Here is a 15937-nt window from a genome sequence, read left to right as displayed (position 1 = left end):
TATCTCATCACTGTTTTTACTGTAGGCAAAGATCCCCTTTTCTTTGTTTTTATTAAACTCAGCATGGGCTGTGTTAGTAATATTTACTTTCCCACCTGAATTGGCTCGCAGACCATTACCATCGCCATTGTCTTTACTGCCATTATTATTTGACTTAACTGTCATACCATCGATATTCAACATGGCATTCGACTCTGAGAGAATGCCTTCCCAGCGATTTCCGGTAACGGTGAATGATTTTGTTGGATCGGTGCTAGTGAAACTGACGGATGCGTTACCCGAAATAAAAATTCCGCTGTGGTTCGCGCTGGAATCGATATCACCATTTACCGATATCTCCGCATGAAAATGTCCGTCCCCGCGAATACCGTCGCCAGAAGCGCCATTAATTGTCAATCCGCTATCCCAGATATGTTCCCCGTCTGAAATGTGGTGAGTGCTGTCCGCCCACGCACTCCCACCCACAAGCGTTGACAATATGACATTCGCAACAATCGTACGTTTACAATCCATATATTACACCTCCATATATTATTCATCGACATCTCTATATGATTAACGCAGGAAATACCGAAGTGTGTTATCTGGTATAACTTCAGCAACCCAAAATAGAAATACAAACAAATATGTAGACCAATATTTATTGACCGGCAATATCAGGCATAATACATCACGTATTAATAATTATTCTCTTAATCACTGAATAAGGGCATTAGTTAAGTAATCTATTAATAAGAGGACTACGCTTCGACTGTTATTTAAATAGATCTTGGGTGCAAGACCGTTCCTGATTCCACACGGCGTGCACAACGCACGAATCCGCAGAAGTCATCCGCTCTAAATTCTGCTAACATCCGTGCATCATTCATCTGACACAGTGGCAGCGACTATGAAATTTGTTTCTTTTAATATCAACGGCCTGCGCGCCCGCCCACATCAACTGGAAGCCATCGTCGAAAAGCATCAGCCTGACGTGATTGGTTTGCAGGAAACCAAGGTTCACGACGACATGTTCCCGCTGGAAGATGTCGCGAAGCTGGGTTACAACGTGTTTTATCATGGTCAGAAAGGCCACTACGGCGTGGCACTGTTGACCAAAGAGACGCCAATTTCCGTGCGCCGTGGTTTTCCAGGCGATGACGAAGAGGCCCAGCGCCGTATCATCATGGCAGAAATTCCTTCTGCGTTCGGCAATTTGACGGTGATTAACGGCTACTTCCCGCAGGGCGAAAGCCGTGACCATCCGACCAAATTCCCGGCCAAAGAGCTGTTCTACCAGAACCTGCAAAATTACCTGACCAGCGAACTGAAAAAAGAGAACCCGGTGCTGATCATGGGTGACATGAACATCAGCGCGACGGATCTGGATATCGGCATTGGCGAAGACAGCCGCAAACGCTGGCTGCGTACCGGGAAATGCTCGTTCCTACCGGAAGAACGCGAGTGGATGGACCGCCTGATGGGCTGGGGACTGGTGGATACGTTCCGTCACGCTAACCCGGAAACGCAGGATCGCTTTTCGTGGTTCGATTACCGCTCGAAAGGCTTCGATGACAACCGTGGTTTGCGTATCGACCTGCTGCTGGCAAGCGAGGGTCTGGCACCGCACTGCGTCGAAACCGGGATCGATTACGACATTCGCAGCATGGAAAAACCGTCAGACCATGCGCCAATCTGGGCAACGTTCAAAAAATAATCTCCCCGCCTGACGCTGTCCGCAAGCGTCGGGCGTTTTCCGCTTTACTTGCGTAATATCAAAGACGTGGCCCGGCTGACGCAGGGTAAAATGCGCCTCCTCAAATCCCCGCCGACACGGAGAGCCTGGATGCCAAAGAAGTTCTGACCGTGCAAGCGCTGAAACTCCCGCTGCTTTTGATAACGGCCTGTGCGCTGCTTGCCGCTTATTTGCTGCTGCCGGCTGTGAAAACGTTTTTCGACGCCAGTCTCGCGGCATTCACTACGCTCGATCAATCTGCGATCCAACGGTTCATTCAGTCATGGGGGCCGCAAGCCGCCGCTGTCTCATTCTTTCTGATGATCCTGCAAGCGATTGTCGCCCCGCTCCCCGCTTTTTTGATTACCTTCGCCAACGCCTCGCTGTTTGGCGCATTCTGGGGCGGCGTCTTGTCGTGGACCAGTTCGATGGTAGGCGCGGCGCTCTGTTTTTACATCGCACGAATTCTGGGGCGTGGAGCCGTGGAAAAGCTGACGGGCAAAACGGTGCTTGAAAGCATGGACGGCTTTTTTGCGCGCTACGGTAAGCACACCATTTTAATTTGTCGTCTGCTACCCTTTGTGCCATTTGACCCGATTAGCTACGCCGCAGGACTGACCTCGATGCGTTTTCGTCAGTTCTTTTTCGCCACCGGCCTGGGGCAATTACCCGCCACAATCCTTTATTCCTGCGTCGGCAGTTTGCTGGTGGGCGGTACATACTGGCTGGTGACCGGACTGCTGATTGTCTTTGCCCTGGCTATCTTCATTGTGATGGCTAAAAAAATCTATCTTGAACGCCAAAAGAGGCCCTGAAAATGCGCATGCTTTCCCGCAGTTTGCTATGGATAACGCTGTTTACCGCCAGCCCACTTGCGCTCTGTACAACGTCCTGGCAGCAAACAGAACAGGAGGCTCGCGGGCAAACCGTGTGGTTCAACGCCTGGGGCGGCGACCAGGCAGTTAATAGCTATCTCGACTGGGTTAGCGGTGAAGTGAAACGCGAATACGGCGTAACGCTTAAAATCGTGCATCTCGCGGATGCCGCCGACGCGGTAAAACGCATTCAAACCGAGTCTACGGCTGGGCGAACCAAGGGCGGTTCGGTGGATTTATTGTGGGTCAACGGCGAAAATTTCCGCACCCTTAAAGAGGCTAATTTGCTGAAAACCGACTGGGCACAGACATTGCCGAACTGGCGTTATGTTGATCAGCAAAAGCCGGTGCTGGAAGATTTTTCGGTTCCTACGCAAGGAGCTGAATCACCGTGGGGCAGCGCCCAGTTGACGTTCATCGCGCGTCGGGAGCAAACGCCACAGCCGCCTTTATCCCCACAGGCGCTGCTCGACTTTGCCACCGCGCACCCGGGAACGGTGACGTATCCACGCCCACCTGACTTCACTGCGACTGCGTTTCTTGAACAGTTGTTATTGAGTCTCACCGACCAGCCTGACGCGCTAAAACAACCGCCGGATAACAGTTCTTTTTCTGCTGTAACTGCACCTTTGTGGGCCTATCTCGATAAATTGCATCCGCAGCTCTGGCGCAAAGGCAGCGATTTCCCGGTCTCTCCGGCACGGATGGACGCGATGTTTGCCAGTGGCACATTGCGCCTGTCGCTGACATTCAACCCGATGCATGCCAGTCAGAAAGTGAACAGCGGCGAACTGCCGAAAGACAGCTACAGCTTTGGTTTCAGCCGGGGCATGTTAGGGAACGTCCATTTTGTGACGATTCCGGCTAACGCCCGTTCAGTGGCGGGCGCGCAAATTGTGGCGAATTTCCTGCTTTCCCCTGCGGCTCAGCAACGTAAGGCCGATCCCGCCATCTGGGGCGATCCGACTGTGTTGGATTTGAGCAAACTTCCCGAACCCTGGTCTGCTGCGCAACCGATAAAAACACCGCCTGTACTGGCTGAACCGCACGCCGCCTGGGTTAACGCGCTGGAGCAAGAATGGCTACGCCGTTACGGCACGCATTAATTGCGCTGTTGTGGGCGGCGATGGGTCTGATTTATCTGCCCCTGCTGCCCGCCGCCGTTCAGCTTTTCTCCCCCGCATTCAGCCCGGCTAACTGGCTGGCGCTTTTTCGCGATCCGCAATTACCGCAAGCGGCACTGGCGACGCTCATCTCGACGCTGGTCGCTCTTGTTGGCGCGTTGATTATCGCTTTAACCGTTGTCGCCGCGCTCTGGCCTTCTCGTCACTGGCAGTGGCTCTCCGCTCGCCTTCCTTTGCTGCTCGCACTGCCGCATGTGGCCTTCGCTACGGCGGCATTACTGTTATTTGCCGAGGGAGGCTGGCTGTTTCAATGCTTCCCGCAACTTACCCCGTTTATCGACCGCTACGGCATCGGGCTTGGGCTGACGCTGGCGGTCAAAGAAAGCGTCTTTTTACTGTGGGCGATTTTCGCGCTGCTCGGCGAAAAACGGCTGGCGGAGCAAAGCCTGACGCTGCGCAGTCAGGGCTACGGGCGCTGGCAGTGTCTGGCGTGGATTGTCCTTCCCCGACTGTTGCCGCAGTTGCGTATCGTGTTGCTGGCGACGACGGCGTGGACGTTATCAGCGGTCGATGTGGCGCTGATCCTCGGCCCCGGAAATCCACCGACGCTGGCGGTGCTGGCGTGGCGATGGCTTTCGCAGGGCGACACGCTGCAACAGGCTCAGGGTTCGCTAGCGTGCCTGCTGCTTTTATTGCTGCTGGCTGCGTTGATGTTCGTGGCCCAACTCGTCTGGTGCGTATTTCGTGCCCGAGTGCCTGATTTTCAGGGTGTTCGTCATCCGCAGTCGTTCAGCCTGCCGGGCCATGTTCTTGCGTGGTTGCTGCCCTGTTGCGGTTTGTTATGTGTGGCAACGCTGGCGCTGCTGGCTGACGCGCAATCCGCTAACACAGAAAGCATCAGCAACAGTGTGTGGCTGGCGCTCGGTTCAACCTTCATCAGCGCCTTGCTGTGTCTGCTGTGGCTGGAATATGGCCCGCAGCGTTTCACCGCGTGGATTTGGCTGCCGCTAATTCTGCCCGCTCTGCCGCTTGTCGCCGGACAATATCAACTGGCGCTGTACAGCTGGCAGGACGGGGAATGGCTGACGGTACTCTGGGGCCATTTACTGTGGGTAGTGCCATGGATGCTGTTTATTCTGTTACCCGCCTGGCGACGGATCGACTCACGCCTGCTGGTTATCGCCCGCACGCTTGGCTGGGGACGCTGGCGCTGCTTCTGGCAGGTAAAATGCCCGTTGTTACTTCGCCCCGTACTGGCGTCACTGGCGGTGGGTTTTTCGGTCAGCATTGCGCAATATTTACCAACGCTATGGCTCGGAGCCGGACGCGTCACCACGCTGACCACCGATGCCGTAGCGCTCAGTAGCGGCGGCAATATCTCTCTGCTCGCCACTCAGGCGTTGTGGCAATTGCTGTTGCCCGGCATTTTTTTCCTGCTCATCGCCCTGCTGCTAAGGCTGACTGGTCATCTAAGGCAAGGACTTCGTTAATGCTCAAAGTGAATGCACTTACGTTACACTGTCACACAGAGCCATTGCTCAGCGATGTCAGTTTTCATGTTGTTAAGGGTGAAATTCTGACGCTTATGGGCGCTTCGGGTAGCGGAAAGTCTACGCTATTAGCATGGCTGGCCGGGGCGCTGGACAGTCCATTTCAGGCGAACGGCGAATTATGGCTGAATGGCCAGCGCTGTGATGAATTGCCGACAGAAGCTCGGCGCATCGGAATTCTGTTTCAGGATGCACTGTTGTTTGATCACTTTAGCGTTGGACAAAATCTGTTGCTGGCAATCCCGGCCACCGTGGCGCGCTGTAAGCGACGAGAGACAGCAGAAGCGGCACTTGATAACGCAGGACTGAGTGGGTTTTACGCACGTGATCCTGCGACACTTTCTGGCGGCCAACGGGCGCGCGTGGCCCTGCTGCGTGCACTGCTGGCACAGCCAGAAGCCCTACTGCTCGACGAACCGTTTAGCGGGCTGGATGCCGCGCTACGCGACAGTTTTCGCGCGTGGGTGTTCGCAGAAGTAAAACAGCGCAACATTCCGGTGATTCTGGTGACGCATGACGTGGAAGATATTCCTCACAATGGGCGCTGCCTGCGGCTTGAAAGCTGGGGCTAAACTGCGCCAGCGCAAGGTTTTTCCTAAAACGGGAGTTCAGAATGGCGCTTCAATTTTCTTCTGACGGGCAATTCGATGAAACGTGTTTCTCAACTGACCGCGCTGGCCCTGCTGATCGGGCTGTCTTCCTCCGTGTCTTTCGCCGCTGAGATGCTTTCTTCTCTCAGTTTTAGCCAATTGCAGGCACAGAAAGGCGTCGCCATTGATACGCGCCTGAGCGCGTTTTACAACGGCTGGCCGCAGGCGCTGAATGGGCCAGAAGGTCATGAACCCGCTGCGCTGAACCTTTCTGCTAGCTGGCTTTCGGCGATGAACGACGCGCAGTTTGCCGACTGGATGAAGCAGCATCAGCTCATGCCCTCCACGCCTGTAGCGCTGTATGGCGCAGAGAAAGATAACGCGGCAGTGGCTGAACGTCTGAAAAAATCAGGCATCACGCACATCAGCTTGCTAAGTGACGCCCTCCAGCAACCCGATCGTCTGCAAAAGCTGCCGCATTTTGAGCAACTGGTTTATCCGCAGTGGCTACATGATTTACAGCAAGGTAAAGCGGTCACTGCCGCGCCACAAGGCGACTGGAAAGTGATTGAAGCCGCCTGGGGCGCGCCAAAATTATTCCTGCTGAGTCATATCCCCGCAGCCGGTTATATCGACACCAATGACATCGAAAGTGAGCCGTTGTGGAACAAGGTCTCCGACGACAAACTGAAAGCGCTGCTCGCTAAACAAGGCATTCGTCACGACACTACTGTGATTTTGTATGGCCGTGATGTTTACGCCGCTGCGCGCGTGGCACAAATCCTGTTGTATGCGGGAGTGAAAGACGTGCGTCTGCTCGACGGCGGCTGGAAAACCTGGTCCGATGCGGGTCTGCCCGTTGAACGGGGTACGCCAGGCAAAGTGGCACCGGCACCCGATTTCGGCGCGACGATCCCGGGTCAGCCGCAGCTGATGCTGGATGAACAACAGGCACGCGGTTTGCTGCATCGCAAAGATGCGTCTCTGGTCAGCATCCGGTCGTGGCCTGAATTTATCGGCACCACCAGCGGCTACAGCTACATCAAGCCAAAAGGTGACATCGCCGGAGCGCGCTGGGGCCACGCGGGAAGCGATTCGACGCACATGGAAGATTTCCACAACCCGGACGGTACCATGCGCAGCGCCGATGATATCGCCGCGATGTGGGCCAACTGGCATATTTTGCCGTCGCAACAGGTGTCGTTCTACTGCGGCACAGGCTGGCGCGCATCGGAAACCTTCATGTATGCCCGCGCAATGGGTTGGAAAAATATTTCGGTGTATGACGGCGGCTGGTACGAGTGGAGTCAGAACGCGAAAAACCCGGTGAGCCACGGTGAGCGCGGCCCGGATTCATCGTTTTAATTGTTTGAGTTGCCCGGCGACGCCGACGCCGGGCAAAAGTCAGATACATTTCAACGTCAGATACCCGCTCCACACCCGCGTCAATGTCGTCAACCAACACAGCCCACCGAAAATCCACGCCATCCACCCGAAATACTGCGGAAACAGGCAGCTCAGCACGAACAGTGCGATCGTTTCTGTGCCTTCAGTAAATCCACCGAGATAGTAAAACGATTTATGTGCGTAGCCGGGATTGTCGATGTTGTGCTTCGCCGCCAGCGCCGCAAAAGCCAGAAAACTACTGCCGGTTCCGATAAATGCGAACAGCAGCCAACTCCCCGCCAACGCATTGGCCTGCGGATCGGCAAAAATAAAGCCGAACGGCACCAGCGCGTAAAACAGAAAATCCAACGCGATATCAAGAAAGCCGCCCGCATCAGTCAATCCACGCCGCCGCGCCAGTGCGCCATCCAGTCCGTCGAGCAAACGGTTCAGCACAATCGCCACCAGCGCCGGGAGATACCAGCCTAGCGCCAGAAACGGCAATGTCAGCACGCCGATGGCAAAGCCAACAAGCGTCACGCCATCTGGCGAAACTCCGGGTCTGTCGAGCCATTGAGCCAGCCGGTTTAATGACGGCTTAATGCGTGGATGGAGATGGCGGTCAAGCATTGGGGTTCCTCTTCACATCACACAACCCTTGCGAAGGGATATCCAGTGCGGCGTTAAAACGTGCCGAAAGATTCTGAAACGCTACCAGCGCGGTCATTTCGCAGATAGCGTCGTCATCGTAGAACGATTTCAGCGTCGCTTTTTGTTGATCGGTTATCATTGGCGGCGTAGCAGTCATCGCGTCGGCATAATCAAGCGCGGCACGTTCGGCCTCACTGAACAGCGTCGAACACGGCCAATGTGCGACGGCCTGGACTTTCTCCATCGCATTACAACGCTGCGCCAATCGCAAACTATTGGCATCAATACAAAACGCGCAGTGACATTGTTGAGAAACGCGGGTCATCAGTATCGCTCGCAGTTCCGGCGATAGGCGCGCTTTTTTACGCTCCAGCCAGCCAACAAACAATGCCACCAGCCAGAATAGACGCGGCATTCGCCCCCACCAGCGCGTGGGGTTCAGCACATCGCCGTAGTGTTTCTTTTGTATTTTGACAATCGGCGCAAGCGATGTCGGTATTTTCCCCAGTGGCGGCACCCATGGCTGATGTTTTTTCACCCAGAAACTCCTGCAGAACTTTAGATTTATCAAAGGCAGAGATAGTATGGCACGCCCCGAACAGGAACCTTGACCTCTATGCTGAAAACAATTGATGTGGTGGCGGCCATTATCGAAAAAGATGGACTGATTTTACTGGCTCAGCGGCCTGCGCATGCCGACCAGCCGGGGATGTGGGAGTTTCCTGGCGGTAAAGTAGAAAATGGAGAATCGCAATCCGAAGCGTTGATCCGCGAGCTGCATGAAGAGTTAGGCATTCATGCCCTGCCCCTCGCGTATATCGCCAGCCATCAGCGGGAAGTGTCCGGGCGTTTGATTCATCTGCATGCCTGGCACGTGCCTGAATTTACAGGCGAGCTGACCGCGCATGAACACAGTCAGCTGGTGTGGGTGAAACCGGAAGAGGCATTCCAGTGGGATCTCGCCCCTGCCGACATCCCGCTGTTGGACGCGTTTATTGCCTTACGCGACGCCAGACCAGCGGATTTGTGCTGATCGTTTTTTCGTCTCGCTGGCACTGCAACAAAATGCCTTCGGCCTTCACCACTGCGCCTTCGCTGTAGTTTTGGTCCTGATAAATGCAGCATTGGGAACAAGGCTGCGCACGTTGTCCACTGCTGCTGAACACTTCCGGCGGCACGTTCACTTCGACACTGGATCCATAACGCTCAGCCTGCGCTCCGCCCGCCATTGCCAGCAACAGCCCCGCGATCAGATATCGTTTCATCGTTATTCCTTTTTTAAGGTTCTCTGATAACTATATCGACCCGGACGCCGTTTTCTTAAATTTCTTCGGCCTTATTTTTTGGTCCCTCAGCCCGCCGCAGGCGCTTCTGGCTCAGCAGGTTTTTTCTTCCGCGCTTTGCTAAAGGTTTTCTTCTTCGGCTGCTCACCGCCTGGTGCCACCAGGCCACGGAACTGTTTTACCGGAGTGTTGCGCGCCTGCTGGATAAGATCAAACAGTGTGCCGACCAGCGGCTGCATGAAGTCCTGATAGCGACACTGTTTTTCACTGATTTGAGTCAGTACCGATTCCCAGTGCGCGGTCATATCCGGACGTCCTGCCATTTCCGGCAGCGAGTGGATTAGCGCCCTTCCCGCATCCGAAGAGTGGATGTAACGCCCTTTTTTGACCAGGAAACCGCGCTTAAACAGCAATTCGATGATCCCGGCTCGCGTCGCTTCGGTGCCCAGGCCGTCCGTCGCTCGCAGGATTTTTTTCAGATCTTTGTCCTGTACAAAACGCGCGATGCCGGTCATAGCCGAAAGCAGCGTGGCATCGGTGAAATAGCGCGGCGGCTGCGTTTGTCGTTCGACCACTTCGCCCTTTTCGCATAGCAATACATCATCTTTCGCCACCACTGGCAGCGGGGTGCCATCGTTGTCTTCATCGCGCTCTTTACTGCCGAGCAACGTACGCCAGCCCGCTTCCGCAAGGAAACGCGCTTTGGCGATGAATTTGCCATTGGCAATGTCGAGTTCAATCTGGCATTTGCGGAACACCGCATCCGGGCAAAACTGCATCAGGTATTGACGCGCTACCAGTTCGTAAATTTTCGCTTCATTATCGGTCATTTTCACCGAAGAACTGCGCGCAGTCGGAATAATCGCGTGGTGCGCATCGACCTTTTTGTCATCCCAACAGCGGTTTCGGATTTCCGGATCCACTATCGGCTGCGGCAGCAATCCGGACGCATGAACGCTAATGGCATTCAGCACCGCCTGACGTCCGGCGAAATGTTCTTCCGGCAGATAACGGCTATCGGAACGCGGATAGGTAATGAGTTTGTGGGTTTCGTACAACTTCTGACAGATATCCAGCACGGTCTGCGCGCTAAAGGCGAATTTCTTCGCGGCCTCAATCTGCAACGCTGAAAGCGAAAACGGCAGCGGGGCCATTTCGGAATCGCGTTTGTCGTTATACGACATGACGACCGCCGGTTGTCCGGCAATACGCGCCACGACATGATCCGTAAGCTGGCGATGCAGCAAACGCCCTTCTTCATCCTGATAAGGTTCGCAGGCTTCGCTTGGCTGCCACGTGGCGGTAAAACGCTCATCGGCAGGCGTGACGATATGCGCCTTCACATCGAAGAAATCTTTGGCGACGAAATTTTCTATTTCTTCATCACGGCGCACAACCAGCCCGAGGAGCGGAGTCTGCACTCGCCCCACCGAAAGCACGCCCTGATAGCCCGCGTTACGCCCGAGCAGCGTGTAGGCGCGAGTCATGTTAATGCCATAGAGCCAGTCGGCACGAGCGCGGGCCAGCGCAGAAACACATAACGGGATAAAATCATTGTTAGAACGTAAACGCGAAATGGCGCGTTCAACCGCCTGCGGATTGAGATCGTTAATCAGACAACGCTGAACCTGGCGACGTTTCTCCGCTGGCATCTCGAGATAGTCCAGCACTTCATCGACCAGCAGTTGTCCTTCGCGATCCGGGTCACCTGCGTGGATAACTTCAGTGGCATCGTCCAGCAGACGCTTGATGGCGTTCAACTGTTTGGTGACCGAGGGGCGGGGTTGTAGCCGCCATTTCTCCGGCACAATCGGCAAATCCATCAGATTCCAGCGCGCGTAGCGGCTGTCGTAGACATCCGGCTGCGCCTGTTCCAGCAAATGACCGATACACCAGGTGACTACCTGACCGTTACCACACTCGATATAGCCATCACCGCGACGATGCGGTTTCGGCAATACGTCGGCGATGGCACGTGCCAGGCTCGGTTTTTCCGCAATAAACAAGCGCATGCGGTTAGCTGATCTCAATCATCGGACGACCACCGCGTGCAGTGACCAGTTCACCGATAGCGGTCAGCGTAATGCCATATTCCGCCGCAATGGCTTTGGTTTCTGCTTCCGCTTCCGGCAACACCGCCAATAACAGGCCGCCGGAAGTCTGCGGATCACACAGCAGATTACGCCACGCTTCGGGCATCTCGCCCATCAGATGACCATAGCTCGCAAAGTTACGCGAGATTCCGCCCGGCACTGCGCCCTGCTCGATGTAATCTTCTACGCCCGGCAGTTTTGGCACATCGGCAAAACGGATTTGTGCCTGAACGCCTGCGCCCTGACACATCTCGCTGAGATGGCCGAGCAGACCAAAACCGGTGACATCCGTCATCGCTTTGATACCGTCGATATTGGCGAACGCCGCGCCGGCAATATTCATCTGACACATCACTTCCGTCGCCAAACCCTGATGTTCAGGTTTCAGCAGCGATTTTTTCTCGGCAGTGGTTAAAACGCCAATGCCGAGCGGCTTCGTGAGAAAGAGCTTACATCCCGCTTCGGCGGTGCTGTTTTTCTTCACTCGCTCCGTGGGTACGATGCCCGTGACCGCGAGGCCAAAAATCGGTTCCGGCGCGTCAATCGAGTGACCGCCCGCCAATGCAATGCCCGCCTGCTGACAGGCAAAACGCCCGCCTTCGATCACTTCACGCGCAATTTCTGGCGCGAGCGTGTTGATTGGCCAGCCCAGAATCGCAATCGCCATGATCGGCTTCCCGCCCATCGCGAAAATGTCGCTGATGGCGTTGGTTGCTGCGATGCGCCCGAAATCGAACGGGTTATCGACGATCGGCATAAAGAAGTCGGTGGTGCTGATAACCGACGTGCCGTTACCCAAATCGTACACCGCCGCATCATCGCGGGTTTCGTTGCCGACAAGCAGGTTCGGGTCGACAAACTTCGCCTGTTCGCTATGAAGAATGGTTTCCAGCACTTTGGGTGAAATTTTACAACCGCAACCGGCTCCGTGGCTGTATTGCGTCAAACGAATAGCTTGCTCGCTCATGGACATCTCCTGTCATTGCAATATCGCTATGGTAGCGCCCATTTGCATCAGTGATAAGTGAGACAGTCTGATTTCGCGCACTGTTGCTCACTATCCGCACAATTGAGTGCGACGACGGCGCTCTTTCCCCGGCATTAATTCATTCACATAATTTATGAATCAGCCATTTTGCGAGCCACCGCAATTTTTTCTGCGCTCATTTATGACAGAAATATGACAGCGTTACTCTGGACGACTTTCATAAAAAAGGAATCATCAATGAAGAGAAGTATCCTCGCGTTTTGCGTTGCCAGCCTGTTTTCCGTCAATGCCTTTGCGCTGGTTCCCTCCGGGAATGATGCCACCACCAAACCTGACCTCTATTATTTAAAAAATGCCCAGGCTATCGACAGTCTGACCTTGCTTCCGCCACCACCGGAAGTGGGCAGCATCGCGTTTCTGAACGATCAGGCGATGTATGAACAAGGGCGTCTGCTGCGCTCCACCGAACGCGGAAAGCAGGCAGCGGAAGATGCCAACCTCAGCAGCGGCGGCGTAGCGAATGCTTTTTCTGGCGCTTTTGGTTCGCCCATTACCGCTAAAGACACGCCGGAACTGCACAAACTGCTGACCAATATGATTGAAGATGCAGGCGATCTGGCGACTCGTTCAGCGAAGCAAAAATATATGCGCGTGCGCCCGTTTGCATTCTATGGCGTGCCGACCTGCAACACCAAAGAGCAAGATGAACTGGCGAAAAATGGCTCTTACCCGTCCGGCCATACGTCCATCGGCTGGGCAACGGCGCTGGTGTTAGCCGAAGTGAATCCGGCGCGTCAGAACGACATTCTCAAGCGCGGGTACGATTTAGGTGAAAGCCGTGTGATTTGTGGTTATCACTGGCAGAGCGATGTAGATGCCGCGCGTATCGTCGGCTCAGCGGTTGTAGCAACATTACACACCAGCCCGGCATTCCAGCAGCAGTTGCAGAAAGCCAAAGACGAGTTTGCGAAGACGCAGAAATAAGTTGCGCATTGCCCGGCGGTAACTGTTCGCCGGGCATGTAAATAATCAGAAACGCACCACAAACGGTGCCGTATCCGGCACGGAAACGGTCGTAGAGGCTTTTAGCTGCGGCGTGCCGATATACAGGAAACCGACGATTTTATCCTGGTCGCGACACTGCAAACCATCACGAACCACCGGGCTTTCGGTCAGCGCACCGCTGCGCCAGATACCGTTAAAACCTTGGGCCACTGCCGCCATTTGCATCGCCATCACCGCGCAGCCGGCAGACATCTCTTGTTCCCACACCGGCACTTTATGCTGCTCCTGACATTTCGCCACAACAGCAATAATCAGCGGGGCGCGAAACGGCGCATTGCGGGCTTTGTCGATGGCTTTTTCATCCTGCCCGGCCTGAATGGCGCCCTTTTCCAGCAACTGACTAAAACGTTCACGCCCTTCACCTTCAATCACAAAGAACTGCCACGGCTGTAATGTGCCGTGATCCGGCGCGCGCATGCCCGCACGTAGAATGTTTTCCAGCTGTTCGCCTTGCGGCGCAGGCTCTGCCAGGCGGGAAGCGCTGCGGCGATTGACCAGTAGTTCGAGTGCATCCATTAGAGATCTCCTGTCATAGGGTTTTCATAAAATTAACATGACAGCAGAATTTGTTACAGCGCCGGTAGTGATTCCTGCTGACAAGCGGCGGCGGTGTCATTAGGATAGCCACACGTCGCGCCTTTGTGGGCGGACCTCTATTCATTCAGGCAGGGAGTAAACATGCGAACCCTTTGGCGATTCATTGCCGGATTCTTTAAATGGACGTGGCGTCTGTTGAACTTCATCCGTGAACTGGTGCTGAACCTGTTCTTTATTCTGCTGGTGCTCGTTTGCGCAGGCATCTGGATGCAGTTGAGTAACACCACAACGGAAAGCTCAGGACGCGGCGCGTTGCTGATGGACTTGACCGGCGTCGTGGTCGATAAACCGTCTTCTACCAGCAAACTGGGCGCGATTGGCCGCCAGCTGTTGGGCGCAAGCTCTGACCGTTTGCAGGAAAACTCGCTGTTCGACATTGTGCAGACCATTCGCCAGGCGAAAGACGACCGCAACATTACCGGTATCGTGCTGGACCTGAAAAACTTCGCCGGGGCCGATCAGCCTTCGATGCAGTACATCGGTAAAGCGCTGCGCGAATTCCGCGACAGTGGCAAGCCGGTTTACGCCGTGGGCAATGAATATACTCAGGGTCAATACTACCTCGCGAGCTTCGCCAACAAGATTTATCTTTCGCCGCAAGGCAGCGTCGATTTACACGGTTTTGCCACGAACGGGCTGTATTACAAATCGCTGCTCGATAAGCTGAAAGTGACGACGCATGTATTCCGTGTGGGCACCTATAAATCTGCCGTTGAACCGTTCATTCGTGACGATATGTCACCTGCTGCCCGTGAAGCTGACAGCCGCTGGATTGGCGAATTGTGGCAAAACTACCTCAACACCGTTGCCGCAAACCGTCAGACTACACCGGAACAAATTTTCCCTGGCGCGCAAGGCATGCTCGACGGCCTGCGTAAAGTCGACGGCGATACCGCCAAATACGCGCTTGATAACAAACTGGTGGATGTTCTGGCGTCCAGCGCAGAAGTAGAAAAAGCGCTGACCAAACAGTTTGGCTGGAGCAAAGCGGATAACGATTATCGTGCCGTTAGCTACTACGACTACTCGCTGAAAACCCCGGCAGATACAGGTTCCAGCGTCGCGGTTATCTTCGCCAATGGCGCTATCATTGACGGGGACGAAACGCCGGGCAATGTTGGCGGTGACACTACCGCGTCACAAATTCGCGATGCGCGTCTTGATCCGAAAGTGAAAGCCATTGTTCTGCGTGTGAACAGCCCGGGCGGCAGCGTCAGCGCCTCTGAGGTCATTCGTTCAGAACTTGCTGCTGCACGCGATGCTGGAAAACCGGTCGTCGTTTCAATGGGTGGCATGGCAGCTTCTGGCGGTTACTGGATCTCGACTCCGGCCAATTACATTGTGGCGAACGCCAGCACCCTTACGGGTTCTATCGGGATCTTTGGCGTCATCAACACCGTGGAAAACAGCCTGGACACGATTGGCGTGCATACCGATGGTGTATCAACGTCTCCGCTGGCGGATATTTCGATGACCAAAGCGTTGCCGCAGGAAGTGCAGGACATGATGCAACTCAGCATTGAGAACGGCTACAAACGCTTTATCACCCTGGTGGCACAGTCTCGTCACAGCACGCCGGAACAAGTGGATAAAATCGCTCAGGGCCACGTGTGGACCGGTCAGGATGCGAAAGCCAACGGTCTGGTCGATAGCCTCGGTGATTTCGATGATGCCGTTGCTAAGGCCGCTGAACTGGCGAAGCTCAAACAATGGCACATTGATTATTATCAGCAAGAGCCAACGTTCTTTAACTCGGTTATCGACAGCCTGAGTGGGTCCGTGCGCGCCGCGCTGCCAGAAGCGTTGCAGGCTTATTTGCCTGCGCCGCTGGTCAGTGCCGCAACAGTGATGAAAGCGGAAAGCGATAAACTCGCCGCCTTCAACGATCCACAGAATCGTTATTCGTTCTGTCTGACCTGCGCGAACGTGCGTTAATCCAGACTTGCCGGGCGGCGCGCGCTGCGTCTGCCCGGCCTATCTCTCCCTCCGCTTCTGTTTATGCCTTCATCCCCACCTGCAAG

The 15937-nt window shown here is 54.9% G+C and carries 15 protein-coding genes; 9 read left to right on the top strand and 6 right to left on the bottom strand.

What is annotated here, in order from left to right:
* Positions 1 to 889: 889 nt before the first annotated feature.
* From xthA to VH187_RS14165, 6 genes are all read left to right on the top strand, one after another.
* Positions 890 to 1696 carry an exodeoxyribonuclease III gene (xthA, locus tag VH187_RS14190; RefSeq protein WP_329702098.1) on the top strand — a complete coding sequence of 269 codons (807 nt, stop codon included), beginning with the start codon at positions 890 to 892 and terminating at the stop codon, positions 1694 to 1696.
* Between the two features lie 149 nt (positions 1697 to 1845).
* On the top strand, positions 1846 to 2529 hold the full coding sequence (locus VH187_RS14185) for a TVP38/TMEM64 family protein (protein ID WP_329702097.1): 684 nt from the start codon (positions 1846 to 1848) through the stop codon (positions 2527 to 2529).
* Positions 2530 to 2531: 2 nt separating this feature from the next.
* Positions 2532 to 3695: an ABC transporter substrate-binding protein gene (locus VH187_RS14180; protein WP_329702096.1), complete on the top strand. Its 1164-nt coding sequence runs from the start codon at positions 2532 to 2534 to the stop codon at positions 3693 to 3695.
* Positions 3668 to 5203: an ABC transporter permease subunit gene (locus VH187_RS14175; RefSeq protein WP_329702095.1), complete on the top strand. Its 1536-nt coding sequence runs from the start codon at positions 3668 to 3670 to the stop codon at positions 5201 to 5203. The genes VH187_RS14180 and VH187_RS14175 overlap by 28 nt, the downstream gene beginning before the upstream one ends.
* Positions 5203 to 5835 (top strand): ATP-binding cassette domain-containing protein, encoded by a 633-nt coding sequence (locus tag VH187_RS14170; protein ID WP_329702094.1) that lies wholly within the window; start codon positions 5203 to 5205, stop codon positions 5833 to 5835. The genes VH187_RS14175 and VH187_RS14170 overlap by 1 nt, the downstream gene beginning before the upstream one ends.
* Positions 5836 to 5910: 75 nt before the next feature.
* Complete coding sequence (locus tag VH187_RS14165) at positions 5911 to 7218, top strand: rhodanese-like domain-containing protein (protein ID WP_329702093.1); 1308 nt, start codon at positions 5911 to 5913, stop codon at positions 7216 to 7218.
* Between the two features lie 39 nt (positions 7219 to 7257).
* Here the strand turns inward: VH187_RS14165 and VH187_RS14160 are convergent, their stop codons facing one another.
* Both VH187_RS14160 and VH187_RS14155 read right to left on the bottom strand, forming a co-directional pair.
* Positions 7258 to 7869 (bottom strand): CDP-alcohol phosphatidyltransferase family protein, encoded by a 612-nt coding sequence (locus tag VH187_RS14160; RefSeq protein ID WP_329702092.1) that lies wholly within the window; start codon positions 7867 to 7869, stop codon positions 7258 to 7260.
* On the bottom strand, positions 7862 to 8428 hold the full coding sequence (locus VH187_RS14155; protein ID WP_329702091.1) for a carboxymuconolactone decarboxylase family protein: 567 nt from the start codon (positions 8426 to 8428) through the stop codon (positions 7862 to 7864). The genes VH187_RS14160 and VH187_RS14155 overlap by 8 nt, the downstream gene beginning before the upstream one ends.
* A 78-nt stretch (positions 8429 to 8506) precedes the next feature.
* Between VH187_RS14155 and VH187_RS14150 the strand changes: the two genes are divergently transcribed.
* Complete coding sequence (locus tag VH187_RS14150; RefSeq protein WP_329702090.1) at positions 8507 to 8923, top strand: pyrimidine (deoxy)nucleoside triphosphate diphosphatase; 417 nt, start codon at positions 8507 to 8509, stop codon at positions 8921 to 8923.
* Here VH187_RS14150 and VH187_RS14145 read toward each other — a convergent pair.
* From VH187_RS14145 to selD, 3 genes are all read right to left on the bottom strand, one after another.
* The gene (locus tag VH187_RS14145; protein ID WP_414713948.1) at positions 8883 to 9155 is read right to left on the bottom strand and encodes a YnjH family protein; all 273 of its coding nucleotides are present in this window, start codon (positions 9153 to 9155) and stop codon (positions 8883 to 8885) included. The two genes, VH187_RS14150 and VH187_RS14145, sit on opposite strands and share 41 nt — an antisense overlap.
* A gap of 86 nt (positions 9156 to 9241) precedes the next feature.
* Complete coding sequence (locus VH187_RS14140; protein ID WP_329702089.1) at positions 9242 to 11185, bottom strand: DNA topoisomerase III; 1944 nt, start codon at positions 11183 to 11185, stop codon at positions 9242 to 9244.
* Positions 11186 to 11189: 4 nt separating this feature from the next.
* Positions 11190 to 12233, bottom strand: a complete 1044-nt coding sequence (gene selD, locus VH187_RS14135) for a selenide, water dikinase SelD (protein ID WP_329702088.1) — start codon at positions 12231 to 12233, stop codon at positions 11190 to 11192.
* A gap of 258 nt (positions 12234 to 12491) precedes the next feature.
* Between selD and phoC the strand changes: the two genes are divergently transcribed.
* Positions 12492 to 13238, top strand: coding sequence for an acid phosphatase PhoC (phoC, locus tag VH187_RS14130; protein WP_329702087.1), 747 nt, complete (start codon positions 12492 to 12494; stop codon positions 13236 to 13238).
* A gap of 45 nt (positions 13239 to 13283) precedes the next feature.
* Here phoC and VH187_RS14125 read toward each other — a convergent pair whose 3' ends face one another.
* Positions 13284 to 13835, bottom strand: a complete 552-nt coding sequence (locus VH187_RS14125) for an NAD(P)H nitroreductase (protein WP_329702086.1) — start codon at positions 13833 to 13835, stop codon at positions 13284 to 13286.
* A gap of 162 nt (positions 13836 to 13997) precedes the next feature.
* Here VH187_RS14125 and sppA point away from each other — a divergent pair, with 162 nt between their 5' ends.
* Positions 13998 to 15851 carry a signal peptide peptidase SppA gene (gene sppA, locus VH187_RS14120; protein ID WP_329702085.1) on the top strand — a complete coding sequence of 618 codons (1854 nt, stop codon included), beginning with the start codon at positions 13998 to 14000 and terminating at the stop codon, positions 15849 to 15851.
* Positions 15852 to 15937 lie beyond the last annotated feature (86 nt).

It is taken from the genome of Scandinavium sp., from assembly GCF_036271055.1.
In the GTDB taxonomy this organism is placed as follows: Bacteria; Pseudomonadota; Gammaproteobacteria; order Enterobacterales; family Enterobacteriaceae; genus Scandinavium.
This window is presented reverse-complemented; position numbering and strand designations above follow the sequence as displayed.